17 protein-coding genes, 1 tRNA gene and 1 pseudogene are annotated in these 26,533 nt (G+C 72.2%); 12 read left to right on the forward strand and 7 right to left on the reverse strand.

What is annotated here, in order from left to right; genetic code table 11:
• Positions 1-107 precede the first annotated feature (107 nt).
• The 4 genes from ACFW5B_RS22755 to ACFW5B_RS22770 all read left to right on the forward strand — a co-directional run bounded on the left by ACFW5B_RS22755 (position 108) and on the right by ACFW5B_RS22770 (position 4,092).
• Positions 108-1,034, forward strand: a complete 927-nt coding sequence (locus tag ACFW5B_RS22755) for a metallophosphoesterase (protein ID WP_386442460.1) — start codon at positions 108-110, stop codon at positions 1,032-1,034.
• 196 nt (positions 1,035-1,230) lie between these two features.
• Complete coding sequence (locus ACFW5B_RS22760) at positions 1,231-1,959, forward strand: Pr6Pr family membrane protein (protein WP_386442463.1); 729 nt, start codon at positions 1,231-1,233, stop codon at positions 1,957-1,959.
• Positions 1,960-1,971: 12 nt separating this feature from the next.
• Positions 1,972-2,045: transfer RNA gene (locus ACFW5B_RS22765), tRNA-Pro, on the forward strand.
• Positions 2,046-2,616: 571 nt separating this feature from the next.
• A complete protein-coding gene (locus ACFW5B_RS22770; protein ID WP_386442466.1) occupies positions 2,617-4,092 on the forward strand; it encodes a hypothetical protein in 1,476 nt (491 codons plus the stop codon).
• Here the strand turns inward: ACFW5B_RS22770 and ACFW5B_RS22775 are convergent.
• On the reverse strand, positions 4,019-6,142 hold the full coding sequence (locus tag ACFW5B_RS22775) for an ATP-binding protein (RefSeq protein ID WP_386442469.1): 2,124 nt from the start codon (positions 6,140-6,142) through the stop codon (positions 4,019-4,021). The two genes, ACFW5B_RS22770 and ACFW5B_RS22775, sit on opposite strands and share 74 nt — an antisense overlap.
• A 698-nt stretch (positions 6,143-6,840) precedes the next feature.
• On the opposite strand from ACFW5B_RS22775, the gene ACFW5B_RS22780 reads away from it, so the two are divergent.
• Together ACFW5B_RS22780 and ACFW5B_RS22785 are read left to right on the forward strand one after the other, a co-directional pair.
• A complete protein-coding gene (locus ACFW5B_RS22780) occupies positions 6,841-10,845 on the forward strand; it encodes an AAA family ATPase (protein WP_386442472.1) in 4,005 nt (1,334 codons plus the stop codon).
• A 350-nt stretch (positions 10,846-11,195) separates the two neighbouring features.
• On the forward strand, positions 11,196-11,996 hold the full coding sequence (locus ACFW5B_RS22785; RefSeq protein ID WP_386442475.1) for a glycosyltransferase family 2 protein: 801 nt from the start codon (positions 11,196-11,198) through the stop codon (positions 11,994-11,996).
• A 22-nt stretch (positions 11,997-12,018) separates the two neighbouring features.
• Here ACFW5B_RS22785 and ACFW5B_RS22790 read toward each other — a convergent pair whose 3' ends face one another.
• Positions 12,019-12,942: an FkbM family methyltransferase gene (locus ACFW5B_RS22790; protein ID WP_386442478.1), complete on the reverse strand. Its 924-nt coding sequence runs from the start codon at positions 12,940-12,942 to the stop codon at positions 12,019-12,021.
• Positions 12,943-13,297: 355 nt separating this feature from the next.
• On the opposite strand from ACFW5B_RS22790, the gene ACFW5B_RS22795 reads away from it, so the two are divergent.
• Positions 13,298-13,828 carry a hypothetical protein gene (locus tag ACFW5B_RS22795; RefSeq protein WP_386442481.1) on the forward strand — a complete coding sequence of 177 codons (531 nt, stop codon included), beginning with the start codon at positions 13,298-13,300 and terminating at the stop codon, positions 13,826-13,828.
• A gap of 153 nt (positions 13,829-13,981) precedes the next feature.
• On the opposite strand, the gene ACFW5B_RS22800 is transcribed toward ACFW5B_RS22795, so the two are convergent.
• Positions 13,982-15,274, reverse strand: a complete 1,293-nt coding sequence (locus ACFW5B_RS22800; RefSeq protein ID WP_386442484.1) for an amidohydrolase family protein — start codon at positions 15,272-15,274, stop codon at positions 13,982-13,984.
• 131 nt (positions 15,275-15,405) lie between these two features.
• Between ACFW5B_RS22800 and ACFW5B_RS22805 the strand changes: the two genes are divergently transcribed.
• A complete protein-coding gene (locus tag ACFW5B_RS22805; RefSeq protein WP_386442487.1) occupies positions 15,406-15,855 on the forward strand; it encodes a DoxX family membrane protein in 450 nt (149 codons plus the stop codon).
• A gap of 58 nt (positions 15,856-15,913) precedes the next feature.
• Here the strand turns inward: ACFW5B_RS22805 and ACFW5B_RS22810 are convergent, their stop codons facing one another.
• Both ACFW5B_RS22810 and ACFW5B_RS22815 read right to left on the reverse strand, forming a co-directional pair.
• A complete protein-coding gene (locus tag ACFW5B_RS22810; RefSeq protein ID WP_386442490.1) occupies positions 15,914-17,488 on the reverse strand; it encodes an LCP family protein in 1,575 nt (524 codons plus the stop codon).
• 198 nt (positions 17,489-17,686) lie between these two features.
• The gene (locus ACFW5B_RS22815; RefSeq protein ID WP_386442492.1) at positions 17,687-19,786 is read right to left on the reverse strand and encodes a bifunctional polysaccharide deacetylase/glycosyltransferase family 2 protein; all 2,100 of its coding nucleotides are present in this window, start codon (positions 19,784-19,786) and stop codon (positions 17,687-17,689) included.
• A gap of 510 nt (positions 19,787-20,296) precedes the next feature.
• Between ACFW5B_RS22815 and ACFW5B_RS22820 the strand changes: the two genes are divergently transcribed.
• Together ACFW5B_RS22820 and ACFW5B_RS22825 are read left to right on the forward strand one after the other, a co-directional pair.
• Positions 20,297-21,115 (forward strand): TetR/AcrR family transcriptional regulator, encoded by an 819-nt coding sequence (locus ACFW5B_RS22820; protein WP_386442495.1) that lies wholly within the window; start codon positions 20,297-20,299, stop codon positions 21,113-21,115.
• Between the two features lie 303 nt (positions 21,116-21,418).
• On the forward strand, positions 21,419-22,711 hold the full coding sequence (locus ACFW5B_RS22825; RefSeq protein WP_386442498.1) for a cytochrome P450: 1,293 nt from the start codon (positions 21,419-21,421) through the stop codon (positions 22,709-22,711).
• Between the two features lie 204 nt (positions 22,712-22,915).
• Here ACFW5B_RS22825 and ACFW5B_RS22830 read toward each other — a convergent pair.
• Positions 22,916-23,122: pseudogene (locus ACFW5B_RS22830) on the reverse strand (SAM-dependent methyltransferase); the annotation flags it as partial.
• Between the two features lie 237 nt (positions 23,123-23,359).
• On the opposite strand from ACFW5B_RS22830, the gene ACFW5B_RS22835 reads away from it, so the two are divergent.
• Positions 23,360-25,162, forward strand: a complete 1,803-nt coding sequence (locus ACFW5B_RS22835; RefSeq protein WP_386442571.1) for a S9 family peptidase — start codon at positions 23,360-23,362, stop codon at positions 25,160-25,162.
• Positions 25,163-25,209: 47 nt separating this feature from the next.
• Here the strand turns inward: ACFW5B_RS22835 and ACFW5B_RS22840 are convergent, their stop codons facing one another.
• The gene (locus tag ACFW5B_RS22840; RefSeq protein WP_386442574.1) at positions 25,210-26,196 is read right to left on the reverse strand and encodes a cation diffusion facilitator family transporter; all 987 of its coding nucleotides are present in this window, start codon (positions 26,194-26,196) and stop codon (positions 25,210-25,212) included.
• Between the two features lie 57 nt (positions 26,197-26,253).
• Here ACFW5B_RS22840 and ACFW5B_RS22845 point away from each other — a divergent pair, with 57 nt between their 5' ends.
• Complete coding sequence (locus ACFW5B_RS22845; RefSeq protein WP_386442501.1) at positions 26,254-26,475, forward strand: hypothetical protein; 222 nt, start codon at positions 26,254-26,256, stop codon at positions 26,473-26,475.
• Positions 26,476-26,533 lie beyond the last annotated feature (58 nt).

Below are 26,533 nucleotides of genomic sequence, written 5' to 3' on the forward strand. Positions count from 1 at the left end.
CCCGCCGACAATCGCCGCGCCCTTTTCCCCCGGCCCCGCCACACCGGCCCCACGACGGGCCGCTCCTCCGCTGCATCCACCCCCCGCTCTCTGCGACGATGGGACGCATGCGCGCGCGATACGGAGTACCCCTGACCCTGACGGCAGTCGGCGCGGCCGGTCTGGCCTACGCCGCCGGCTTCGAAGTCCGTTCCTTCCGCCTCCGGCGGGTGACCGTGCCCGTACTGCCCCGCGGTATGCGGCCGTTGCGCGTCCTGCAGGTCTCCGACATCCACATGGTCAGCGGACAGCGCAAGAAGCAGCGCTGGCTGCAGTCGCTCGCCGGGCTGCGCCCCGACTTCGTCATCAACACCGGTGACAACCTCTCCGACACCGAGGGCGTGCCCGAGACCCTGGATGCGCTCGGCCCGCTGATGGAGTTCCCCGGCGCGTACGTCTTCGGCTCCAACGACTACTACGGGCCCAAGCTCCGCAACCCCGCCCGCTACCTGATCGAGCGGGTCCAGGGCCGGCACGGCCTCAACGGCAACGCCCCCGCCGTGGGCGTCGTCCACAACCCGTGGGAAGAACTGCGGGACGCGTTCGACGCGGCCGGCTGGGTCGGCCTGTCCAATTCCCGCGGCCGGCTGAAGCTGGAGGGCATCGAGATCGCCCTGACCGGCCTGGACGACCCGCACATCAAGCGGGACCGCTACGCCGAGGTGGCCGGCGGCCCGGAATCCGGCGCCGACCTCTCGCTGGCCGTCGTCCACGCCCCCTACCTGCGCTCGCTGGACGCCTTCACCGCCGACGGGTACCCGCTGATCCTGGCCGGTCACACCCACGGCGGCCAGCTCTGCATCCCCTTCTACGGCGCCCTCGTCACCAACTGCGACATCGGCACCGACCGGGTGAAGGGCCTGTCCACCCACACCGCGGGCGGCCACACCTCCTACCTCCATGTCTCCGCCGGCTGCGGCACCAACCGCTACACCCCGGTCCGCTTCGCCTGCCCCCCGGAGGCGACGCTGCTGACCCTGACGGCGCGGGACTGAGCGGACCGGGAGCCACGGGCTCGGCCGGGGCCGGGCTCACGGGCTGAGGGCCGGGGCCGGGGTCCCGCCCGGGAGCCGACGGCTCGGGCTCTCCCGGGCCGGGACCGGGGGCCGGACGTGTGGGCCTCACCCCCGACCCGCGGATTTGCCGAATGAGGTCTCCCCGGCCCGGCGATCATCCCCCTAACGTGGAGGAATGTCCGACCCCACCCGGACCTCGCAGTCCACTCGCTACGCCACCGACCCGGCCGGGGCCGCCGCCCGCACCCCGGCCGCCGCCGTCGCCCCCACGATCCGCCGCCCCCTGGCAGCCGCCTTCCGCGCCCTCGTCGCCGCGGCCGCCCTGACGGGCCTGCTCCTCGCCGCCCTCGGCTCACCCGCCCCGGCCCAGCTCCTCACCCACTTCACCGTGCAGGCCAACCTCGCCCTGGCGCTGGTCTCGGCCGGCTCCGCGCACCGCGCCTGGGCCGGCCGCCGCCCCGTGAGCCCCTGGATCACCGGCGCCCTCCTCTCCTTCCTCGCCCTCCCCGCCCTGATCCACCACGCCCTCCCCGCCGCCGACGCCACCGCCTTCGTGCTGCCGGACACCGGTCTCCCCACCACTGCCCGAGCCCTCTCCCACCACCTCCTCGTCACGGTCACCCCGCTCGCCGCCCTCGCCGACTGGCTTCTGTTCACCGCGCCCCGCGGCTTCCGCCTGTCCCACGCCTGGCAGTGGCCGGCCTACCCACTCCTCTACCTCGCGTTCACCCTCGCCCTCCCCACTGCGGCCGGCGCCCCTCCCCCGACCGCCGCCACCGGTCTCACCCTCGCCCTGGCGAGCTTCCTGCTGTCCTTGATCACCATCGGGATCGACCAGGTCAGGCCTTCTCCCCGGCTCCGCAAGAACCGGATTTCACCTACGGGGATCAGTCCGCTAAAGTAGAGCTCGTTGCTTCGGGGTGTAGCGCAGCTTGGCAGCGCGCTTCGTTCGGGACGAAGAGGTCGTGGGTTCAAATCCCGCCACCCCGACTGAAGAAACACAGGTCAGGGCCTGATCCGCATCGCGGGTCGGGTCCTGATTTGTTTCCAGTCCTCTTGCGAGCCGCCGTTGGGGAGGCGGCCCGGAATCCGGCTCCCGTTTTTCTGCCCGGGGTGGCGCACGCCACATCAGGGAGGAGCGCTCCGGGCAGCGCGAGTGGGAGACGTACGCCAAAGCGCCGCGAGTGCCGCGCAGTCAGCAGGAGGTGGCAGGTGGGGCCGTCCGATCCCCCGGCGATACAGGTACCGGTCGGGGAAGGCGCTGATCGCTGGGTGAGCCGGGCGACTCGTCGTCGGGTGCTGCTCGTGGTGCACAACGTCACCTCCGCCGGGCGTCTGCTGGACATCGTGCCGTTGTTCCACGACGACTTCCGGGTGCAACTGCTGGTCACCTCAACGGAATCGTCGGTGTTTCAGGGCGGAATCCAGCGACTGTTCACCGAGTTGAACCTGCCGGTGCTGCCCTGGGAGCAGGCGCTGCGAACACCGGTGGACCTGGCGATTTCTGCCAGTTTCGGCGGCCAACTGCACGCCCTGAACGGCAAATTGACCGTTTTGTCGCATGGTGTGGGCTACACTAAAAAGCTCGGGCGAGCCGCGAGCCGCGAGCCGCGAGCCGCGAGCCGCGAGCCGCGAGCCGCGAGCCGCGAGCCGCGAGCCGCGAGCCGCGAGCCGCGAGCCGACGTTCGGGCTGTCGCCGGAGTGGCTGCTGCGGGACGGCGAGCCGTATGCGGACGGGCTGGTGCTGTCGCATCCGGAGCAGTGGGAACGGCTGCGGCGTGTGTGCCCCGAGGCCGCGTCGGCGGCCGTCCTCGCCGGCGATCCGTGTTTCGACCGCATGCTGGCCGGGCGGCCGTACCGGGAGCGGTTCCGGCGCGCCCTGGGTGTGCGGCGCGGGCAGCGACTGGTCGTGCTGAACTCCACCTGGAACCCGGAGGGTCTCTTCGGTAACGGTGGTGGCCAGGACGTCGTGCCGAGTCTGCTGCCCCGGCTCACCGCGGAACTGCCCGCCGATGACTACCGGTTGGCGGCCGTTCTGCATCCGAACATCTGGTTCGGGCACGGCCCGGGGCAGATCCGGATGTGGCTGGACCGGGCCCGGCGCAGCGGGCTGGCGTTGATCGACCCGGTGCACGCCTGGCGGCAGGCCATCCTCGCGGCGGATGCCGTGGTGGGGGACTTCGGGGCGGTCTCCTACTACGCCGCGGCGCTCGGCATCCCGGTGCTGCTGGCGGCCACGGGGGAGGAACGGCTGGACCCGGAGGCGCCGCTCGCGGCGTTCGTCCGCGACGCGCCGCGGCTCGATCCGCAGGGGCCGCTGCGCGAACAGCTGGCGGACCTGATGGTGCGGCACCGGCCACGCACCGGGCCGGCGGAGTTCATCACCTCGGCCCCGGGGGCCTCGGCGGAACTGCTGCGACGGCACTTCTACTCGCTGATGGACCTGCCCCAGCCGGCGGCTCCCCCGCTGCTGGAGCCGCTGCCGCTGCCGCCCTACGATCCCCCGCGGCGTACACATCCGCTGGATGTCCGTACGCGGGTCCGCGGGGCCGACGTCGTGATCGAGCGCTCCACCGGGCATCCGTACGACGCCGCCGGGGAGGCGCACCGCGCCGTGCACGAGGACACTCTCGATCCGGGGGACCTGGCGACGGCGGATGTGATCTGGCGTGACGGACCGCCGGACGATCCGCGCCTCGGCGGCCCGGAGGGGTGGACGGCTGAGGTACTGCGCCGTCATCCGCACTGCGTGCTCGCCGCGTATGTCAGCGGGCCGGACCACTGCACGGTGCGCACCCGGCAGCACGGGGTACTGCGTCTGTCGGCGGGCCCGGGGGCGGACCTCGACCCGGCCGGGTACGCCTCCGCGCTGCACGCGTGGCTGGTGCACGGCGGCGTGGTGCCACCGGGCGGCAGCACGCTCCGGGTGCACGCGGCAGCCGGCGTGCACCCGGTGACCGCGGCTACTCCGCGGCCTCACACCGCAGCCGGAGACGGGCCAGGTAGTCCAGGTGCGGAGTCGCGCCCTCCGGCGTGAGCAGCCGTTCGGCCTCGGCGATGCGGGCCAGCGCCGCGGTGTTGTCGCCGGCGTCGTGCAGCACCTCGGCGAGGTCGGTGAGCACGCGGCCCTGGTTGTACGCCTCGCCCTGTGCCACGAAGAAGTCCCGCGCGCTCTCCAGGCGGACCCGCGCCTCCTCCAGCCGCTCCAGGCCACGCAGGGCGCGCCCCTGGTGGCGCGTTGCCAGCGCGAGGGCGCGGGGCAGGTCCGCCGCGCCGTCCTGCCCCGGGGAGATCCGCCGGTACAACTGCTCCGCCTCGGCGAACCGTTCGTACGCGGCCTCGTACTGCCACCGGCTCAGCATCTGCAGTCCCTGCAGCTCCACGGACGACGCCTCGCCCAGCAGGTGGCCGGCCGTGCGCTCGGCCGTGACGGCGCGGTGCGTCGCGCGGTCGGCCTCCTCCCAGCACCGCAGTTCGCCGAGGCAGTGGCCGAGCTGGAAGTGGATCAACGCCGCCGTGCGGGGGTCCGTGGCGTGCTCGTCGGTGCAGCGGTCCGCGATCCGCAGGGCGGGCAGCACCTCGTCCCAAAGCCCGGCCTTCAGCTGCAGCGGCCAGAGCGCGCGGGCCAGCCGCAACGCCACGGTGGGACGGCCGTATTCGCGGGCCACGGAGACCGCCCGGATGACATTCGCGGCCTCGGCCCGCAGCGCCGCCATGCCCGCGGCCTCGTCCCGGTACGGCGTGCCGTCGGCCGGGACGGACTCGACCCGCCAGCTCTGGGGCAGCGCGGCATGGGCGGCGTGCAGCGCCCGGTTCAGCACGAAGTCCAGCGCGCGGGACACCGCCGCGGCGCACTCCGCGATGCCGTGCTCCGGCCCCGCGGCGTCCGCCAGGAGGCGCCGCACCTCGGGACGGAAACGGTGGCGGCCCTCGTGCAGCGGCTCCACCAGCCGCGCGTCCACCGCCTCGGCGAGCATCCGGGCGGCCTCGTCGGGGGCGACGTCCGCGGCGGCCCCGGCCAGTCCCGCGTCGAAGGCCGGCCAGCCGACCACCGCGGCCAGCCGGCACAGCCGCGCGGCCTCCGGGCCGAGCCCCCGGCACACTTCCCGGGCCATGCCGTGCACCGGAGAGAGGCCGGTGAGGCCGTCCGCCGGTTCCGGGAGCGGCGTTTCCTCGGTCAGCAGACGCAGCGCCGCCGCCTTCAGCGCGAAGGCGTTGCCCGCGCAGCGGTCCAGCAGTACCGGCAGCTGCGCCTTGACGAGAGCGGCCTTCTCCGGACCGGCGACCTTCTTCAGCAGCTTCACCGCGTCCCGGTCGCCCATCGGCGGAACGGGAATGCGCTCCGCCTCCAGCGCGAACGCCGGACCGGACGAGATCACCAGGAGGAAGACCTCCGGGGTGGACGGGACGAGGTGGCGGACCTGCGCCACGGCGGAGGCGTGGTCGATCACCACCAGCATGCGGCGGCCGGCCGTCAGCCGCCGGTACAGGTCCTCGCGCCCGGCTTCCGTGGGGGGAATCCGCTCCCGTTCGATGCCCATCTCCAGCAGCAGCTGCAACAGGACCGCCGACGGCTCCGGGCCGCTCCCGGCGGCCAGGTCGCGGAGGTCGACGTAGAACTGCCCGTCCGGGTACTGGGCGAGCTGGGCGGCTCCCCAGTACAGGCCCACCGCGGTGGTGCCGATGCCCGGCGGCCCGTACAGCAGAGCGGCCCGCGGCCGGCCCGCCGCGGGACGGGCCGCCTCTCGCGTCAGCTGCTTCAGCACCCGCTGCCGGTCGGTGAAGTGCCGGGTGGCGGGCGGCAGTCCGGCTCCGGGGCCCGGCAGCACCACCGGTGCCGGCATGGTCCGCAGCAGCTGAGCCCACTCGCCGTGGTGCTGCCGGTCCCGGCTCAGCCTCTCGGAAAGCTCCGCCGCCAGCGCCTCCCACCCCGCCGGGCTCGCCGGCAGCGGCTCCGGCCGTCCCAGGGTCCGTCGCACCAGCGCGCCCGTCGACACGAGCACCCGCTTGCCCATCTCCCCCGCGGCACCATTTCCCACCGCGGTGAGAAATGCGGTGAGCGCACCCACCGTCACGATCTCGAACACGCCAGCCCCTCCCCTGGTCCCGTGGCGCCCTGGCCGGACTGTATCCCCGCCGTCGCAGCCCGGGGAAACGATCTGGCCGGGCGGTGGCACAAGGGCCGGGGCCCCGCGCAGGCGATGCGGAACAGTGACGGCAGGGTGGAGATCCACAGCGGGAACCCGGACGTCACGCATGACGAGCTGAAGAAGCGGTCGATCGAGTGCGGGCCCGCGGCACGGGGACGAACCGGATGGTTTGCGCGGGTGACACCACCCGGCCCTTGTGACACCGCCCGGCCGTCGTCACGCCGCGCCGTTCGTCACCGGTCCCTCCCCTCGTGGGGACCGGTGCCGAACGGCGGGCGGTGTCGATCCGCGCCCCCCGTACCGGCGCGGATCCAGGGAAGGCAGGACCCGTGGTCGACGCGGACGCAGTCCGGAGGGACCGCTTTCACAGGTCCCTCGCGCTCCGGCACCCGGACCCTCACCACCGGCTCTTGACTCAGGCCGAGCCTGACCGCGAATGTGCGTCAGGAGTGGCCTTCGAGCGCTGAGCCGGTGGGCTGTCCCGGGAGTCCCCGTTGCTGCGCCGCTGCTGCGCGATCCTGCCAGCTGGGGCTCCCGGCGGGGAGGTTCCGGACTCGGACGGACGGTTTAACCACAGGTCAGCCAGCTAAGGTGAGTTTTCCGGTCCGGATGTCCAAGTGCGGGGGACGTAGGGGGTGGAAGCCTTGAGTGCCGACTCAGGGGCACGTACGGCCTTCGCGGAGCGGCTCGCGCTGCTGTACAAGGAGGCCGGCAACCCTCCCCTCAAAAAGGTCGCCGAGGCGGTCGTCCGGCTCCAGCGGGTCGACGAACGCGGGCGGCCCGTGCGGGTGTCCGTGCAGCGGATCAGCGACTGGCGGCGGGCCAAGAACGTGCCCGCGCAGTTCGCCGCGCTCGCTGCGGTGCTGCACATCCTGATCCCCCAGGCGCGGCGGCAGCGGCCCGCACCGGTGTCCGCCGGGCTGTACGACCTCGCCCAGTGGCAGCGGCTGTGGGAGAGCGCGGTCGCGGACCCGGTCGGTGACCGCGCCGCGGCGGCCGCGCAGCAGGAGGACCGCGGCCCGGCCGAGGCGGCCACCGTCCCCGGCGTCTGCCCGTACCGGGGACTGGCTTCGTACCGGCAGCAGGACGCCGGGTGGTTCTTCGGGCGGGAGCGGAGCACCGAGGCGCTCGTCGCGCAGCTCCGTGCGGCGGAGCGGACCGGTGGCCTGGTCATGCTGGTGGGTGCCTCGGGGGCGGGGAAGTCCTCGCTGCTGAACGCCGGTCTGGTGCCCGCGTTGCAGAGCGGCGCTCCGGGCGACGGCAGCGGCCGGGCGCGCGAGGTGGTGCAGCTCGTACCGGGCGGCGATCCGGTCGCGGAGCTGACCCGCCGCATTCCTGAACTCGCCGGGCCCCTCTCCGGCGCGGAGGGCTCGGCGGCGCCGGAGCCCGGTTCGCCGCGCTTCACGCGGGCCGTGCGGGAGGCCGCCGCGGCCTGGGCGGGGCCCGAAACCCCCGCCGCCGCCCGGCCGGTCGTGATCGTGGACCAGTTCGAGGAGGCGTTCACCCTCTGCGACGAGGCGGCCGGGCGCGCCTTCGTCCAGCTCCTGCACGCCGTGTGCACCCCCGCCGGACCGAGCGACCCGGCCCCCGTGCTCGTCGTCCTCGGCATACGGGCCGACTTCTACGAGCAGTGTCTCGGGCATCCCGAACTGGCCGACGCCCTCCAGCACCGGCACATGGTGCTCGGGCCGCTGACCACCACGGAGCTGCGCGACGCGGTGACCGGCCCGGCCAAGGCCGTGGGCCTGGAACTCGAACCGGGGCTGGCGGAACTGATCGTCCGGGAGGTCAGCGCCGACGGCGCCGGCGGGGCGCACGACGCGGGGGCGCTGCCGCTCCTCTCGCACGCCCTGCTCGCCACCTGGCAGCGGCGGAAGGCGGGCCGGCTGACGCTGGCCGGCTACCGCGCGGCGGGCGGCATCCAGGGCGCGGTGGCGGCGACCGCCGAGCGGGCCTGGTCCGGTCTCGACCCGACGGCGCGCACCGCCGCGCGGCTGCTCCTGCTCCGGCTGGTCCGGCTCGGCGAGGACACCCAGGCCACCCGCAGACGAGGGAAACGGCACCAACTGGCCGATGAGTCAACGGACCCGGGCAAGACGGAGGAATCGCTCGAAGCCCTGGTGCACGCCCGCCTGGTGACGCTCGACGCGGAGGCGGTGGAGATCACCCATGAGGCGCTGCTGCACGCCTGGCCGCGGCTGCGCGACTGGATCGACGAGGACCGCAACGGCAATCTGCTGCGCCAGCGGCTGGAGGAGGACGGCCGGGCCTGGGAGGGCGCGGACCGCGACACCTCGCTGCTCTACCGCGGCTCCCGTCTGGAGCAGGCCCGCACCTGGGCCGACTCCGCCGACGACACCTTCCTGACCCGCACCGCGGTGGAGTTCCTGGCCGCCTCGGTCCGGCTGCGCCGGCGCACCGTGCTCCTGGCCCGGGGCGCGGTGGCGGCGCTGGTCGTCATGGCGATGCTGGCCGTCGGCTCCGCGGTGGTCGCGTGGCAGCAGCGGGACGACACGGTGTTCGCGCAGGTGCTCGCCCAGGCCGACCGCGCCCAGTACACGGACCCCTCCTTGTCGGCGCAGCTCGATCTGGTGGCGCACGGCCTGCGGCCCCAGGACGAGGGCACCAACAACCGGCTGATCTCGATGGTGAACGCGCCGCTGGCCACACCGATGCTGGGCCACACCGGCGCCGTCTACCTCACCTCCTTCAGCCCGGACGGACGGCTCCTGGCCACCGCCAGCTACGACCGGACCGTGCGCCTGTGGGACGTGGCGGACCCGACGCGTCCCGAGCCCCTGGGCAAGCCGCTCACCGGCCACACCAGTTGGGTGAGCACCGCCGTCTTCAGCCCGGACGGCCACACCCTCGCCAGCGCCGGGGACGACGGGACGGTCCGGCTGTGGGACGTCCGCGACCCGCACCGGCCGCGGCCGATCGGGGCGCCGCTGGCCGGCCACAACGGCACGATCTTCCTGGTCGCCTTCAGCCCCGACGGACGGACGCTGGCCACCGCCGACGAGGACCACACCGTGCGCCTGTGGGACGTCCGCGACCCGCACCGGCCGAAGGCGCGGGCCACCCTGACCGGCGCCACCGCCCCGGTGCGTGCCGTGGCGTTCAGCCCCGACGGACGGACGCTGGCGACCAGTGGCGACGACAGCAGGATCAGGCTGTGGGAGGTGGCCGGACGGGGCCGTCCGGAGGCCGGCGCCGTACTGACCGGCCACTCGGACACCGTGCACTCGGTGGCGTTCAGCCCGGACGGCGACACCCTCGCCAGCGGCAGCAAGGACAACACCGTCAGGCTCTGGCGCGTGGACTCCCCGCGTCACGCGGCACCGATCGGCGCGCCCCTCACCGGGCACACCGGCCCGATGTGGTCGGTGGCCTTCAGCCCCGACGGCAACATGCTCGCCGCCGGCAGCGCGGACAGCACCGCCAGCCTGTGGAACGTCAGCGATCCGGCGTACCCGTCGCAGGTCGGCGAGCCCCTCGCGGGCAGCAGCGGTGAGATGTACGCCGTGGGCTTCAGCCCGGACGGCCGGACCCTCGCCACCGGCAGCGGCGACAGCAAGGTCCGGCTGTGGTCGATCCCGACGTCCAACATGGTCGGCCGGATCGGCGCGTTCCGCCCGGACGGACAGGTGCTCGCCACGGCCGCCCGCGACAGGCGGGTACGGCTGTGGGACGTACGCAACTCCACCCGGCCCGCGGTCCTGGGCAAGCCGTTCACCCCCGGGAAGGGCGATCTGCGCTCCCTGGCCTTCTTCCCCGACGGGCGCACCCTCGCGGTGCTGATGGGAAGCCAGACGGTGGAGCTGTGGAACGTCGCCGACCCGGCCCGCCCGGTCTCCTACGGGAAGCCCATCGGGCTGAAGACCCGGTTCGTGGGGCCCGACGCGCTGGCCGTCAGCCCCGACGGCCGCACGCTGGCGAGCGCCTACGAGGACCACACCATTCAGCTGTGGGACGTCAGCGATCCGTCCCGTGTGCGTCCGCTCGGCGACCTGCTCACCAGCCACAAGGGCTACGTCAACTCCCTGGCCTTCAGCCCGGACGGCCGCACCCTGGCCAGCGGCAGCGCGGACGCCACCGTACGGCTCTGGGACCTCACCGCCCCCCGTCACACCACCCCGCTCGGCCCGCCCCTCAGGGGCCATCTGGGACCCGTCAACTCCCTGGCCTTCAGCCCGGACGGCCGCACCCTGGCCAGCGGCAGCGACGACGACTCCGTACGGCTCTGGGACACGACCGATCCCCGTAAGGCGACCCGGCGGGGCTCGCCGCTCATGGGGCACACCGAGGCAGTGGTGTCGCTGACGTTCAGCGAGGACGGCCGGACCCTGGCGAGCGGTGGCAACGACAACACGGTCCGGTTCTGGCACATGGGCGCCTCCAGGGCGACCGCCATCGGCCAGTCGACGAGCCCCAACGCCAAGACAGGCAATTTCCTGTCCTTCAGCCCCAGCAGTCACATGCTCGGAGTGTCGAGCGGCGCCGGCACCGTCCGGCTGTGGAACCTCGACACCAAGAAGGCCATTAGCCGTATTTGCTCGACCACCCGGGGCGTTCTGACACCGGAGAAATGGCGCGAGTATCTGCCGCTTCTCTCGTACGCACCGCCGTGCGGTGACTGACGGGCCACGACGCGGCCGACCGGGAGCGTCCGGCAAGTCGTCGGACGGGCCGCCCCCCATCGGCCCGCACGCCTCTGACCCCGTGTTTCTCCCGTCACCTGACCCGCGTTACGTGACTCCAGCCACAACTCCGCGTTCCAATTCAGCAGTTGGCTCCCATCGCGCGGGCAGGCTTGCTACTCTTGGCCACAGCCCGATCGCTGGTGCATCCCCCGTCGCCAGCGATCGGGCATTTTCATGCCTGCACGCCCCGCGCCGCACAGGAACAACGTGAACACCGAATAGGGCAATGTCCCTCGCCCGCTTTATTGACCGCCGGTCCGGTTTCCCGTGCGGGGAATCCCGGCTTCATGAACCTCCGCGGCCCGCTCACAGGAAAGGTGGTAAGTGCCGTGCGCCGGCGCCTCATCATCGTCACCGCCGTCCATGCGCCGTCGGCGCGCTTCCTGCCGGAGGCCTACGCATCGCTCCGTCTGCAAGAACTCCCCGACGGGTGGGAGTGGCACTGGCTCATCCAGGAGGACGGCACGAGCGACGAGGTCGCGCCCTACGTCCCCGACGACGCCCGGGTGACCTTCCGGCAGGGCCGGGCCGGCGGCCCCGGTGTCGCCCGCACCATCGCCCTCGCGCACGCGGACGGCGAGTACATCAAGGTCCTGGACGCCGATGACCAGTTGCCGCCCGGCGCACTCGCCCGCGACCTGGCCGCCCTCGAAGCCGACCCCGGCATCGGGTGGACCACCTCCCGCGCCCTCGACCTGCTGCCCGACGGCTCCACCGCCGGCTTTCCCGGCGACCCCGAGCCGGGCCCGATCGAGCGCGGCACCGTGCTCGACTTCTGGACGGCGAACGGCTTCCGCGCGCAGGTCCACCCCGCGACGCTCTGCGTGCGCCGCGGCCTGGCCCTCGCCCTCGGCGGCTGGATGGCCCTCCCCGCCTCGGAGGACACCGGCCTGCTGCTCGCCCTCAACGCCACCAGCCGCGGCTGGTTCTCCGCCGAGGTAGGCCTCCACTACCGCAAATGGCCCGGCCAGGCGACCAGCCAGACCTCCCACACCGACACCACCGAACGCGAGGCCCGCATGGCGGTGGTGGAGGCACGGGCGCGGGAGCTGGCGGGAATGGGGTGGGGCTATCCGGCCGGGAGCTGAGCGGGGCGGACGTGTCCGGCGCTCACGCAAGCGTTTCCGCGTCGACGCGCGAGAAGATCAGATCGCTCTCCTCGACGACCGGGCCACGCCACCGCACCGGCACCGCCGTCGGCCGGTGCAGTGCTGCCGGGTAGCTTCCCGGCGCGTAGCTGTTGGGCAGCCGGTAGGCGTGGAACCCGTGCTCCCGCATCGTGTGGAGGAGTTCGGCGGGTGACTCGCCCAGCGCTTCCATCCGCTCGGGGGTCACCTCCACGGTGATCTCCGCGTCCGGGCGGAGTGTGTCGAGCACGGGGGCCAGGCCGCGGATGGCGGCGCCTTCCGCGCCCTCCACGTCGATCTTGATCACGCGGGCCGCGGCGAGCTCGTCCGGGTCCAGCAGTTCGGGGAGCGGGTACGCCTCGACATCGAGGGTGAGCTCCGCGGGGCCGTCGTACGGGACGATGCTGGCCGCGCCCATGTTGGCCGAACTCGCGAGGATGAGGGTCACCGTCTTGCGGGCGTCGGCGACGGCGCAGTTGACGGTGCGGATGGTGTCGTAGCCGTTGCGCTCGGCGTGCGCGCGGACCCTGGTGTGGAAGGTGGGCGAGGCCTCTACCGCCACCACCCGCCCCTGTTTCCCCACGAGTTGTGCGGCGAGCAGGCTGAAGTAGCCGACGTTGGCGCCGACGTCGATGTAGGTGTCTCCGGGGCGCAGGCGGCGTCGGAGCCAGTGCGTCATATGAGGTTCCCACAGGCCGAACAGGTAGACGTAACGCTGAATCAGGTCCTGGGTGTCCACGAGCATTTCGGCGCCGAAGCGGGTGCGGACGAGCCGTTGGCGGGGGTGTTGCCGGAGCCATGGGTTGAGGCAGTGCGTGGCCAGTGCCGCCTTTCCGAACGTACCGGGGGCGTCCCGCAGATATCCGCGCCCGAGGGTGATCAGGGTCTCGCTTGTGGTGCTGCTCATCCGGTCGTCGCCCCTTTGTCGGTCTCTCCCGCACCGTAGCCCGCGGCCGCCCCCGTACGGCCGGTGGCTCCGGGGGCGTGGTGCAGATGGTGCGGGCGGGCGGATCGGGTACCGCGCTGGTCTCGGGGCCGGGCACCGCTCACGTCCGTCGCGGCCCGGCTCCGGTCCGTCGCGGTGCGGCTCTGGTCTGTTGTGGTGCGGCTCTGGTCTGTTGTGGTGCGGCTCTGGTCTGTTGTGGCCCGGCGTGCCACGCTGCGCGGCACCCGTTCGCCCGGTCCCGGTGGTCACCGTGCCCACGGCCGGGGCGGGATACCCATCGGCGCAGCACTGTCGCCCTGACAGCAAGGAGACGGCAATGAGCGAGTCCCACGGAGCCGAGCATCCGCCGGGTGCTCAGCGGGACCGGGCCACTGGGGCCCGGGACACGGCGGAGGTGAGCGCCGAGGAGGCGCTCCGGCAGCGGCATACCGTCCGTGCGCGGAGCGCGTCCGACCGCACCACGGGCGCGTGCCGGTTCGCCGGTGTCGAGGCGGATGCGGGGGCCGTCATCGCCGTCCCGACGGCGGCCGCCGCGAAGGCCGTCAACGCCGTGCGCCTGTCGGCCGGTGCGCTGGCCGCGCTGGCCCAGGGGGCGCCCGATCCCGCAGCCGACGCCCGGCAGGCCCGGAACGCCGCCGCCGCGTCCGTACTCGCCGCCCAGATCGCGCAGTCCCAGGGCGGCGGTGAGCACGGCGATGCCGCGTACCAGGCCGCTCTCAAGGCGTCCCAGGCGGCCGGACTGGCCGCGGGGCGGGACGGTATGGGCCGCAGCGAGGCGCTGAACACCGCGGCGGAGGAGGCCGAGGCGGCCGCCGTCGCCGCGGCTCGGGCCGCGGGCTGGATGTAGCGCTCCGCGCTCCCGTACGGCGCCGGGCACCCCCGGTGTGGCCGGCGCCGTACGCGGCGGCGTTCCGGGGCGCGTACGGGAGCGGCGCGCGGTGGCGCGGGTCGCCACTCGCCGGCCGCGGGGCGCCGGGCACCAGGCGCCCGGCGCGCCCGGTCAGTCCCGGTCGAAAGGCAGGTCCAGCATCCGGATGGCGTTGCCGCGCAGGATCTTGTACGTGACGTCTTCGGACAGCCCGGCCACGTGCTCGGCCGCCACCTGCTTGGTGTGCGGCCAGGTCGAGTCGACGTGCGGGTAGTCGGTCTCGAAGGTGGCGTTGTCGACGCCCACGGTCTCGATCGAGTCGACGCCGTGCTTGTCCCGGAAGAAGCAGCAGAAGATCTGCCGGTAGTAGTAGGACGACGGGGGCTCGGGGATGAGGTCCTTGACCCCGCCCCACGCCCGGTGCTCCTCCCAGACGTCGTCGGCGCGCTCCAGGGCGTACGGAATCCAGCCCATCTGGCCTTCGCTGTAGGCGAGTTTGAGCCGCGGGAACTTCACGAGGACGCCGCTGAACAGGAAGTCCATCATCGAGGCCATCGCGTTGTTGAAGCTCAGCGAGGCCTGCACGGCGGGCGGTGCGTCCGGGGAGGCCGCCGGCATCTGGGACGACGAGCCGATGTGCATGTTCACGACCGTGCCGGTCTCCTCGCAGGCGGCGAAGAACGGGTCCCAGTAGCCGGAGTGGATGGACGGCAGCCCCAGGTAGGTGGGGATCTCGCTGAAGGTCACCGCGCGCACCCCGCGCGCCGCGTTGCGCCGGATCTCGGCGACCGCCAGCTCGATGTCCCACAGCGGGATCAGGCACAGCGGGATCAGCCGGCCGCCGCTGTCCCCGCACCACTCCTCCACCATCCAGTCGTTGTACGCCCGGACGCAGGCGAGCCCGACCTCCTTGTCCTCGGCCTCGGCGAAGGTCTGTCCGCAGAACCGCGGGAACGTCGGGAAGCAGAGCGAGGCCTCCACATGGTTGAGGTCCATGTCGGCCAGCCGGGCCTTCGGGTCCCAGCACCCGCGCCGCATCTGCTCCCGGGTGATCCCGTCCAGCGTCATCTCGTCGCGGGAGAAGCCCACGGCCGCGATGATGCGCTTGTACGGGAAGATCAGCCCCTCGTACTCCCACCAGTCCGTGACCTGGCCCTCGGGGTCCGTCGTGAACCGGTACTTCCCGCCGACGTACGCCAGCTCGCCGATGCCGGCCGTGAAGGGCTTGGGCCCCTTGTCCTGGTACTTCTTCGGGAGCCAGGTCCTGAAGAGGTGCGCGGGCTCGATCACGTGGTCATCCACGCTGATGACCCTGGGGAGCTCCGCCGTGCCGGTCTGGTTGCTGCTCACGCTGTACCCCCAACTGCTGCTGCCGCCGAGTTCACGCCCTCGGGCCGACACCGGCGTCCGTATCTGACGACCCATCAGTTCGGAGGTTATGGGCTCCCCCCTGTGACGACAAGGCAGGGCCGGGAACTCCCGCCTCTTGCGGTATCGCCCGGCGTCCGCTGAACTGACGCATCGTCAGTTCAGGTACGGAGAGTCGAGGGGGCAGCATGCAGACGGTCTGGCTCAGCGGTGCCGAGTGGTTCGCCGTCCTCCGGATCGGCCTCGGGCTGTGGTGGCTGGAGAGCTGGCGCCACAAGGACAAGAAGAGCTGGTTCGCGGGCGGCGGCATCACCTGGGCGGCCGGTATCGCGGCCGACCACCGGTGGCCCGCGGTCCGCAAGGGCTTCGACCGCCTGGTGAAGCCCCACCCCCGGCTGATGGCTCACCTCGTCGCCTACGCGGAACTGGCTCTCGGGCTCGGCCTGATCGTGGGCCTTCTGACACCGATAGCCCTGATCGCCGGAGCGGTGCTCAATCTGGTCTACCTGGTGCTGATGATCCACGACTGGGCGGAGCAGGGGCAGAACCTGATGATGGTGCTGATCTCCGTCGGCGCGCTGTGCGCCATGAGCTGGCAGAGCTGGTCGCTCGACGGGGCCTGGGGGCTGTTTCTGTAGCGGGGACGGCCCGTCCGCCCACCCGGACGCGGCCGTGCCGGGCGGGCGGAGCCGGCGGTCAGTTCTTGTCTCCGACGGTCACCGGGCGGTCGCTGCTCAGCTCGCTGAACAGCTCTTGCGCCTTGCGCTTGTTCCACAGCACCGCGCTGCCCTTGGACGTCGGGAAACCCAGGCTCGCCACGGGGACGTTGAGCCGCTTGCCGTCGCCTTCCGTGACGCCCTTCATCGCCTTGAAGAGCGAGGTGAGGTTCGGCAGGCCGGTGTCCTTGTCCACGATGAGGGTGCCGAGGCCCGCGCTCATCGTCGGGTAGACCGTGCCCGGATCGAGCAGCACGCCCGGGGTGGCGGCCTTGTGGGCGAGGGCGGCCAGGAACTTCTGCTGGTTCTGGCTGCGGCCCAGGTCGCCCTTGGCCTCCTGGTGGCGCTGACGGACGAAGGCGAGCGCCGTACGGCCGTCGAGCGTGTGGCAGCCCTTCTTCAGGTTGGCGCCCGACTTCTTGTCCTTGATGTCGCGGTCCAGGCACATCGGCACCCCGCCGACCGCGTTCACGATGCCGACGAAGCCCGCGAAGCCGATCTCGGTGTAGTGGTCGATGTGCACGCCGGTGTTGTGCTCGATGGTCCGGACGAGCAGATCGGGGCCGCCGAACGAGAACGCCGCGTTCAGCTTGTTCTTCGACGCGCGGTAGTGCTTGCCGGTCTCGGGGCGGATGTGCGACGGGATGGTCACCCATGAGTCACGCGGGAGACTCACCATCGACGCCCCGTGTTCACCGGTGTGCAGAATGATCATTGAGTCGGTACGGCGTCCCGCGTCGGCCGAACCGCCGGTGTGCAGGTTCTTCCTGGCGCGGTCGGAGAGTCCCACCCGGCTGTCGGAGCCCACGATCAGGTAGTTGGTACCGCCACCCTCCGGCGGGCGGTCCGCGATCTTGTCGAGGTCGACCTCGCGGTGGAGTTCGGTGTCCGCCCAGACATAGGTGCCCGCGGAGCCCACGGCCAGCACGGTGGACAGGACGATCAGCACCCGGACCGTCCGGCGGCGCTTGCGGGGAGGGCGCGTGGTGCGCCTGCCGCGGCCGTCGTCACCGTCACCGTTCCCGTCGCCAGGGCCTTTACGGCCGGTGCGGACGGGGGGCCGTCCGCGGCCGGGCTGTGTGTGTAACCGGGGTGGGGGCACCGGGGCCGGCAGCTCCGCGCCCTGCGCCTCAAGGTCCAGCGGCGGCGCCTGGTGCACCTGCGGAGTGAGCACCTGCGGCGGGTGCATCTGCGGCCACTCCACCGGTGGCGTGTGCACCTGAGCCGGGTGCTCCTGCGGCCACTGCACCGGTGACGCATACGCCTGAGCCGGCTGCTCCTGCGGCATCTGCATCCGGGGCGGGTGCTCCTGCGGCGCGTACGCCTGAAACGGGTTTTCCTGGGACGGGAATTCCTGCGGCGCATACACCTGAGTCCCCTGCACCTGAGACCCGTACGCCTGCGATCCGTACGCCAGAGGCGTATGCACCTCGGGCGTGTACACCTGCTGCGCGGGGTCGGCCGGGTACCAGAACTCCCCGGTGCCGACGTACTCCGCCTGCGTTTCGCCGCCGCGCCAGTTCCCGTCGTGCGGCCCCTCCAGCCATTCAGTCATGCGCGGAAGTCTGCATGCTCATGTCCACTTCGGGAACCGGTGTGTGGGGATATGCACAAACGAAAGGGCCGAATGCGCTAAATGTGCGCTGCGGGAGGGGAGTTGCGGGCGGGACGGCACCGGGGAGCGCCCGGCCGGCGCCCGGGTGTCCGCCCGGTCCCGGTCCGGGCGGACATCCGCGGGGCGCGCCGCCGGCGGTCATCTCGACGACGGCAGGCTCTCGTACGTGACCGCCTGGCCGATGTGCTGCGCGGCGGTGCCGGAGCGGTGCATACGCTGCCACTTCAGCCGGGTGCCGAGCAGGAAGGCCACCACGGACTGGATGACCACCAGATACATCAGCTGCCGGTAGACGAAGAGCTGGAGCGGCATCGCCCACAGCTCCCGCACCGGCTCGCCGTCGAGCTTCAACGCGTATCCGGCGCAGGCCAGTTGGAGGGCGAGGAAGCCGATCCACACCCCGGCCGAGAGCACCGGGCCGCGGAAGAGCGCCCCGTAGAGGGCGAAGACGTCCACGATCGGCGCGAGCAGCGGCAGGGCGACCTGGAAGAGCGTGAGGTAGCTCAGCCCGCGGCGTCCGAAGCGGCCTGCCGGGCCCACCTCGACGACGGCACGGCGGTGCTTCCACATGGCCTGGAGGGTGCCGTAGCACCAGCGGTACCGCTGCCGCCACAACTGCTTGAGCGAGGTGGGCACTTCGGTCCAGGCGATCGCGGACTCCTCGTAGACCACCCGCCAGCCGGCCTGCCACAACGCCATCGTCAGATCGGTGTCCTCGGCGAGGGTGTCCTCGCTGACCCCGCCGACGCCCATCAGCGCGTCCCGGCGGAAGGCACCGATGGCGCCCGGGACCGTCGGCATGCACTCCAGCACCTCGAACATCCGGCGGTCGAGGTTGAACCCGAAGACGTACTCCAGGTGCTGCCAGCGCCCCAGCAGCCGACTACGGTTGCCGACCTTGGTGTTGCCGCTGACCGCGCCCACCGCCGGGTGGGCCAGCGGCTGGATGAGCCGCTGGATGGCGTCCGGCTCGAAGACGGTGTCGGCGTCGACCATGACCACGATGTCGTACCGGGCATGGGCGAGACCGGTGTTGAGGGCGGCCGCCTTGCCCGAGTTGGGCTGGCGGATCACCTCCACCCGGGGGTCGTCGATCAGGGCGGCGATGTCCGCCGTGTCGTCCGTCGACCCGTCGTCGATCACGATGATCTGCAGATGCGGGTGGGTGGAGTCGAGCAGCGAGCGGACGGTGGACTCGATGCCCGCGGATTCGTTGTAGGCGGGGACGAGGACCGTGACCGGTTCGGTGACCTCACGCAGCCAGGGGGAACCCGGCCGGATGCGGGACAGCCGCCGGACATGGGCGCGGGCGAAGAAGACGAGCGAGGCCAGCCGCAGCACTCCCAGGACGCCGCCGATGCCCAGCACCCAGGTCATCCCGCCGACGAAGGCGTGCCCGAGGATCTTGACCCCGACCAGCGCCTTGCCCACCCACTGGTCCAGGGGCGTGGCCGGGGTGTCGGCCGCGGGCAGTCCGGTCCCGAAGGTGACCGTGGTGAATTTGTCGATCCTGGGGTTGCCGAGCAGCTTTTCGGTCTCGCTGTAGGCGACGTCGTTCTGGCTGAACTGCCGGATCACGCCCTGCGCCGGCTTACGGAACCACCGGTCGGCGGCCACCAGGGTGTAGCCGTCCGCGGCGGCCCGCTGGGCGGCCTTCCACTCCGGGCCGCACATGGTGTCCACCGCGGTGGTCTGCGGCAGCCGCAGCAGATTGGTGTGGATGCCCGCGGTGCCCGCCAGCGCGCCCTGCGTCAGCGACAGCTCCAGCCGCGCCCGGACCGACGAGGCCGAGCCCATGACCGCACCGGTGTAGGTGTTCGACCCGATCTCGTGACCCTCGGCCTGGATGCGCCGCACCAGGGCCGGGTGCTGGGCGGCCTCGGAGCCCTGCAGGAAGAAGGTGGCGTGCGCATGATGCTTGCGCAGCAGATCGAGCAGGCGTGGCGTCCATACGGGGTCGGGGCCGCCGTCGTAGGTGAGCGCCACGGTGCGGGCGGGCATGCCGGCGGACTTCGTCCGGTCACCGTTGAGGCGCACCACCGGGCCACCCTTGTCCACCGCGCGCGGCACCGGTGTGGTGCAGTCACGCCGGGTCTTCGCGGCGTCGACCTCATGGGTGGTCCAGCCCTCGAAGAACAACGCGCCGAAGGCGAGGGGCAGTACGAGGATCAGCAGCAGCCAGTGACCGCGGGGGTCACGGGACTGCGCGTGCCGGCCGCGGTTCGAGCGGCGCCTCACGTCGGGACCGAGGTGACCTCGGGCGGGGCCGGAGCGGGCACTCTTCGGACGGCGGCGCCGGTGGCCGTCGCGGCGGCCGCGGTGCGCAGCACCGCCCCGTGCCGGACGGAAGCGTCGGCACCCGACTGAGAAGCACGTATTTTCTGCCGTTCTGCGTTCCGGCTGCCCTCACACATGGTCGGCGAGTGTACCCATCACGGATCTCGGGCAGCGGCCCGCGACCCCGTCCCGTCACCGCGATGACAAGCCCCCTGACGGTCCCTCAAGCCGACGCGAACTGTGAGCATTTGACCAGGTCAGGCAGGTATTTCACGTGACGTTTGCCCGGTATTGCGACCTCTGCAACGCGGCACTCCACCCCCTCGGGCTGAGAGTGTTGTAACACCCGGCCGCCCCTGAGTGACGTTCCGGCCGCTGGCCGAAAACACCCTTCTCCACGGGCCTCGTCCGGCCTAACTTTGACTGTGTGACCAGATTTGAAATCCGGTCACGAAGCCGGAGGGGGACGACGTGGAACGAGCGCAGCGCGCCGACCGCATCCTGGACGCGGCGGGGGAGTTGCTGCTCGCCTGGGGCTACGGGCGAGTAACCATCGATGAGATCGCCCGGCGCGCCAAAGTCGGCAAGGGCACGGTTTATCTGCACTGGAAGACCAAGGACTCCCTGTTCCTCGCCGTGATGCTGAAGGCGCAATTCCGTATTCATCACCGGCAGTTGGCGCGGCTGCGGGCGGATGCGCTGGAGATTCTGCCGAGCCGGATGATGAGCCGGCAGTTCCTCGCCTTCCAGAACGAACCGGTTCTGCGCGCCCTGTACAGCGACGACGGCGATATCCTCGGCCGGCTCCACGACACCGCCAGGAATGAGTTCGCGGAGCTGATGTCGCAGGGCGACCGGAATCTGCGCCGCCATCTGGAAGTGCTCCGCGCGCACGGCCTGGTGCGCGACGACACCGACGTACAACACCAGCAATACGCCTTGTTGGCGACCTCCACCGGCTTCTTTCTCTCCGAGTCGCTGCTCGCCGGCCGCGCCCCGGACAGCCTGGAGCTGCGCACCGAAATCCTCGCCCGCACCATCCGGAGCGCACTGGAGGTGCCGGCCGAGGCCGTCCCGGTCCCCGGCACCGCCCACGACCTGGGCGCCGGCCTGGAACCGGCCGCTGACCTGGGCTCCGGCTCCGAACCGGGCCCCGGTTCCGGACCGGAGTCCGCTGCCACCGCCCGTCTGCGCGCCGCCGCGGCGGCGGCCGCGCCCGAAATCATCGACGTCTACGAGCATTTCACCGAACTCTGCGTACAGGAGATGCGCCGGCAGATACGCGACTGAGTCCGTGCGGCGGATTCCGGTGCGGACGGATTCACGGGGTGGACCCGTGAGCTGGTTTCCCGCCGCGCCGGATTCGTCCGGCGGTCTTCCGGGCGGAACTCCCCGCAATGGGGCGCCCGAGAGGGACCGCACGGCGCCGGCTCCACGGTACGGAATCCACCCGGCCGGCACCGCCTGACGGACATCCGCCCACGGCCGCTCCCACGCGTTCCCCGAGAGAAAAGCGCCACGTCCACGCCCTGGTCCGGCCGGGTCCCACCCGGAACCGTCCGGGCCGACTCCCAACCCGGAGGAGATCGAAAGATGTCGGCATTATCCAGCTCCCCGTTCGCCGCACATGTCGGGAAACACCCCGGCGAGCCGAATGTGATGGACCCGGCGCTGATCACCGATCCGTTCGGCGGTTACGGCGCACTGCGGGAACAAGGCCCGGTCGTCCGGGGCCGGTTCATGGACGATTCCCCCGTCTGGCTCGTGACCCGCTTCGACGACGTCCGACAGGTCCTGCGTGACCAGCGGTTCGTCAACAATCCCGCCGCACCCTCCCTGGGGCACTCGGTCGACGAGAGCCCCCTGGCCAGGCTGCTGGACATGATGGGGCTGCCCGAGCATTTCCGGCCGTATCTGCTCGGATCGATCCTCAACAACGACGCACCCGACCACACCCGGCTGCGCCGGCTGGTGTCCCGCGCGTTCACGGCGCGCAAGATCACCGACCTGCGGCCGCGGGTCGAGCAGATCGCCGACGAGCTGCTGGCCCGGCTTCCCGAGCACGCCGAGGACGGTGTCGTCGACCTCATCAAGCACTTCGCCTACCCCCTGCCGATCACCGTCATCTGCGAACTGGTCGGCATTCCCGAGGCGGACCGTCCGCAGTGGCGGAAGTGGGGTGCGGATCTGGTCTCGCTGGAGCCGGAGCGGCTCCGCACCTCGTTCCCGCCGATGATCGAGCACATCCATGAGCTGATCCGCGAACGGCGCGGCGCGCTCACCGACGATCTGCTCAGCGAGCTGATCCGCGCCCATGACGACGACGGCGGCCGGCTCAGCGACGTCGAGATGGTCACCATGGTCCTCACGCTCGTCCTGGCGGGCCACGAGACCACCGCCCACCTCATAGGCAACGGCACGGCGGCGCTGCTGACCCACCCCGACCAGCTGCGGCTGGTCAAGGACGATCCGGCGCTGCTGCCGCGCGCCGTCCATGAACTGCTGCGCTGGTGCGGGCCGGTGCATCTGACCCAGCTGCGGTACGCCTCCGAGGACGTCGAGGTCGCCGGGACGCCGATCCGCAAGGGCGACGCCGTGCAACTGATCCTGGTGTCGGCCAACTTCGACCCCCGCCACTACACCGACCCCGAACGCCTCGACGTGACCCGGCACCCCGCCGGCCACGCGGAGAACCATGTGGGCTTCGGCCACGGGATGCACTACTGCCTGGGCGCCACCCTCGCCAAACAGGAGGGCGAGGTCGCCTTCGGCAGGCTCTTCGCGCGCTACCCGGAGGTGTCCCTGGGCGTCGCACCGGAACAACTGGAGCGGACACAGGTGCCCGGAAGCTGGCGACTGGAGACCCTGCCGTTGCGGCTGGGGTGACGGGGGCGGGCCGTTCGGAGGCCTGAGGAGGAGGCGGGGTCCGTGCGGGAGATCCTCCGCACGGACCCCGGTCCTCGGGGGCTTGCCTGCCGGGGGGGCAGGCGTCGGCCGGTGCGGGGCGCGGGCCCGGCCGCTTCAGCGCGGGCGGCCGGCCCGCAGCGCTTACATGAGAGGGGTGCGGGGGCGGTCGCCCGGGAAGCGGTGGTCCTGCCCGCAATGGCACTGGAGGTGGAGCAGGGAGCGGCCGGTGACGTCCCCGACCTCGGCGATCTCGAAGTCACGCAGCACGTCCCGGGCCCGCCGGAATCCGTCCCGGTCGTAATAACCGCTCGCGGTGTGGAGGGCGACGCGCTCGTCCCACCTGGCCCGATTGACCTCCCGCCAATCCTCGGGACCGGTAATTCCTCGCATTCGGCGAAGTTATCCACAGCCTTGCGGCCCTCGCCAACGGATTTCCGGCGCCGGGCGCAGAATGGGCCCATGACTGACGAGACGACCCCAGCCCCAGGCCACGACGCCACCGCTCCGCACCCTTCGACGACCGACCCCCTGCACCCGGCCGGGACGACGACGGGCCCGGCCGGCCCGATAGTGGGGGCGGACGGGTCGACGAGGGGCCCGGCGGATTCCGGCGGCGCGGACGGTGCGATGCCGGACTGGGAGAGGCGCTTCCGGGCGCCGCGGATCGGGCTGCCCGACTGGGCCGAGGACGCCCCGGACCGTTCCCTGTTCGTCTCGAACGCCACCGGCACCTTCGAGCTCTATGCCTGGGACCGGGCCACCGGCGCGCAGCGGCAGGCCACGGACCGGCCGAACGGCACCACGGACGGGACGCTGTCGCCGGACGGCCGGTGGATCTGGTGGTTCTCGGACACCGACGGCGACGAGTTCGGCGTCTGGATGCGGCAGCCGTTCGAGGGCGGCCCGGACGAGCCGGCGACCCCGGGTATCGACCCCGCGTATCCGGGCGGACTGGCGATCGGCCGGGACGGGACCGCGGTCGTCGGCTGCTCGACGGACGAGGAGGGCTCGACGGTCCATGTCGTCCGGCCCGGTGAGCCGCCGGTGGAGATCTACCGGCACCGCGAGTCCGCAGGCGTCGGCGACCTCTCGCACGACGGCTCGCTGATCGCCCTGGAGCACACCGAGCACGGCGACGCGATGCACTCCGCGATCCGCGTCGTCCGGCCCGACGGCTCCACGGTCGCGGAGCTGGACGACACCAAGGGCGGGACGGAGGAGCTGGGCCTGTCCGTGATGGGCTTCGCGCCGGTGGACGGGGACGCCCGGCTGCTGGTCGGACATCAGCGGCGGGGCCGCTGGGAGCCGATGATCTGGGACCCGCTGACGGGTGCCGAGACGGCCCTGGACATCGACCTCCCCGGAGACGTGGGTGCCGACTGGTACCCCGACGGGTCGGCGCTGCTGGTGGAGCACGAGTACCAGGCACGGAGCGAACTGTGGCGCTACGAGCTGGGCACGACGCCGGGCGGCACCGGTGACGGGGCCGCCGGTCCGCTGACCCGGGTCGAGACCCCGGCCGGCACGGTCTCGGGCGCCACCGCGCGACCGGACGGCACGGTGGAGTTCCTGTGGTCGTCGGCGGCCCAGCCCCCGGAGGTGCGGTCGACGAGCGGCAAGGTCGTACTGGACCCGCCCGGCATGAAGGCACCCGGCTCGGTGCCGGTGCGGGACGTCTGGGTGGAGGGCCCCGGCGGCCGTATCCACGCTCTGGTGCAGCAGCCGGCGGGCGACGGCCCCTTCCCGACGGTGTTCGACATCCACGGCGGTCCGACCTGGCACGACAGCGACGCGTTCGCCTCGTCGCCCGCGGCCTGGGTGGACCACGGCTTCGCGGTCGTACGCGTCAACTACCGCGGCTCGACCGGCTACGGCCGCGCCTGGACCGATGCCCTCAAGCACCGCGTCGGGCTGATCGAGCTGGAGGACATCGCCGCGGTGCGCGAGTGGGCGGTCTCGTCCGGGCTGGCCGATCCGGAGCGGCTGGTCCTGTCGGGCGGCTCATGGGGCGGCTATCTGACGCTGCTGGGGCTCGGCACCCAGCCGGAGGCCTGGGCCGTGGGCCTGGCCGCGGTTCCGGTCGCGGACTACGTCACGGCGTACAACGACGAGATGGAAGCCCTCAAGGCAATGGACCGCACCCTGCTGGGCGGCACCCCCGAGGAGGTCCCCGAGCGCTTCGAGGCGTCGTCGCCGCTGACCTATGTGGACGCGGTGCGGGCCCCGGTCTACATCTCCGCGGGCGTCAACGACCCACGCTGCCCGATCCAGCAGGTGGAGAACTACGTCCAGCGCCTGGAGCGCCGCAGCCATCCGCACGAGGTGTACCGCTACGACGCCGGCCACGGCTCCCTCGTCGTGGAGGAACGCATCAAGCAGGTCCGCCTGGAACTCGATTTCGCCCAGCGGTATGTGACCGAAAGGAGCTGAGCGTTCCGCGGGGCGCCGGGAGGGGCCCGTGCGGGGCCCCCGGTTGGTCAAAGGCGCAGGTGGTGGGCCAAGGCCGCGTGTGGGTCCGCGCTGCCGGGGCTGTCGTCAGGGGTGTGGTCCGTGTGGACGGTGGCGGCGGTGAGTCGGGGGACGGCGTGAATGAGGGCATGTTCGGCGGCGACCGCGAGGGCGTGTGCCTGGACGACGGTCAGGTGCGCGTCGACGACGATGTCCGCCTCGGCCCGCAGGGTGTGGCCGATCCAGCGCATACGGACCTGCCCGATGCCGAGCACGCCGTCCACCGCGCGGAGTGCGGTCTCCGCGGCTTCGATGAGTTCGGGGTCGACGGAGTCCATCAGCCGCCGGTAGACCTCCCGGGCGGCGTCGCGCAGCACCATGAGGATGGCCGCGGTGATCAACAGGCCGATGAGGGGGTCGGCCTGCCGCCAGCCGAGCGCCGCGCCGCCCGCGCCGAGGAGAACGGCGAGGGAGGTGAAGCCGTCGGTACGGGCATGCAGACCGTCGGCGACGAGCGCGGCCGAGCCGATCCTGCGACCGGTGCGGATGCGGTAACGGGCCACCCACTCGTTGCCGAGGAATCCGATCACGGCGGCCACGGCCACGGCCCACAGGTGTGTGACATCGCGGGGGTTCAGCAGCCGGTCCACGGACTCGTAGGCCGCCCACACCGAGGAGGCGGCGATCGTCAGCACGATGGCGACGCCCGCGAGGTCCTCGGCACGGCCGTAGCCGTAGGTGTAGCGGCGGTTCGCGGCCCGGCGTCCGAGCAGGAAGGCGATGCCCAGCGGGACGGCGGTCAGTGCGTCGGCGCCGTTGTGGATCGTGTCGCCGAGCAGTGCCACCGACCCTGACAGGGCGACGATCACCAGCTGGATCAGGCTGGTCAGGCCCAGGATCGCGAGCGAGATCCAGAGCGTGCGCAGGCCTTCGCGGGAGGTCTCCAGCGCGGCGTCGACCTTGTCCGTGGCCGCGTGGCTGTGCGGGGTGATCAGGTGGGCCAGCCGGTGCCGCAGCCGCGCCCGGCGGCCGGAGGGGTGGGGGTCGTGCGGGTCGTGCGGAGGCTCATGCCCGTGACCGTGCGCAGGGCCGTGCACGTGGCCCTGCGCGTGCCCGGGTACGTAGCCATGTGGACGGCCCTGCCCGTGCCCCTGCCCTTCGCCCCGGCCGTGCAGGTGATCATGGCCATGCGCCTCATCGTGGTCGTACGGATGATCATGGCCGTGCGGGTGAACGCCATTGCCTGCCATATGGCCTACCGTGGCACGCCGAGCCGATTGCGGCTATCACCGTGATACGCGCTCCGACCAGCTGCAACCTCGTCGCAGTAGCAGCCTCCCGGCGCAGCCGCAG

Origin of the sequence: Streptomyces sp. NPDC058773, from assembly GCF_042746015.1 — a bacterium.
Lineage (GTDB): Bacteria > Actinomycetota > Actinomycetes > Streptomycetales > Streptomycetaceae > Streptomyces.

Bases quoted from the DNA above. Each gene is read 5' to 3' on its own strand.
- ACFW5B_RS22785 (WP_386442475.1), top strand. From the start codon at position 11,196: ATGAACCTCCGCGGCCCGCTCACAGGAAAGGTGGTAAGTGCCGTGCGC.
- ACFW5B_RS22760 (WP_386442463.1), top strand. From the start codon at position 1,231: ATGTCCGACCCCACCCGGACCTCGCAGTCCACTCGCTACGCCACCGAC.
- ACFW5B_RS22755 (WP_386442460.1), top strand. From the start codon at position 108: ATGCGCGCGCGATACGGAGTACCCCTGACCCTGACGGCAGTCGGCGCG.
- ACFW5B_RS22790 (WP_386442478.1), bottom strand. From the start codon at position 12,942: ATGAGCAGCACCACAAGCGAGACCCTGATCACCCTCGGGCGCGGATAT.
- ACFW5B_RS22795 (WP_386442481.1), top strand. From the start codon at position 13,298: ATGAGCGAGTCCCACGGAGCCGAGCATCCGCCGGGTGCTCAGCGGGAC.
- ACFW5B_RS22770 (WP_386442466.1), top strand. From the start codon at position 2,617: ATGGTGTGGGCTACACTAAAAAGCTCGGGCGAGCCGCGAGCCGCGAGC.
- ACFW5B_RS22800 (WP_386442484.1), bottom strand. From the start codon at position 15,274: ATGGGTCGTCAGATACGGACGCCGGTGTCGGCCCGAGGGCGTGAACTC.
- ACFW5B_RS22805 (WP_386442487.1), top strand. From the start codon at position 15,406: ATGCAGACGGTCTGGCTCAGCGGTGCCGAGTGGTTCGCCGTCCTCCGG.
- ACFW5B_RS22835 (WP_386442571.1), top strand. From the start codon at position 23,360: ATGCCGGACTGGGAGAGGCGCTTCCGGGCGCCGCGGATCGGGCTGCCC.
- ACFW5B_RS22810 (WP_386442490.1), bottom strand. From the start codon at position 17,488: ATGACTGAATGGCTGGAGGGGCCGCACGACGGGAACTGGCGCGGCGGC.
- ACFW5B_RS22825 (WP_386442498.1), top strand. From the start codon at position 21,419: ATGTCGGCATTATCCAGCTCCCCGTTCGCCGCACATGTCGGGAAACAC.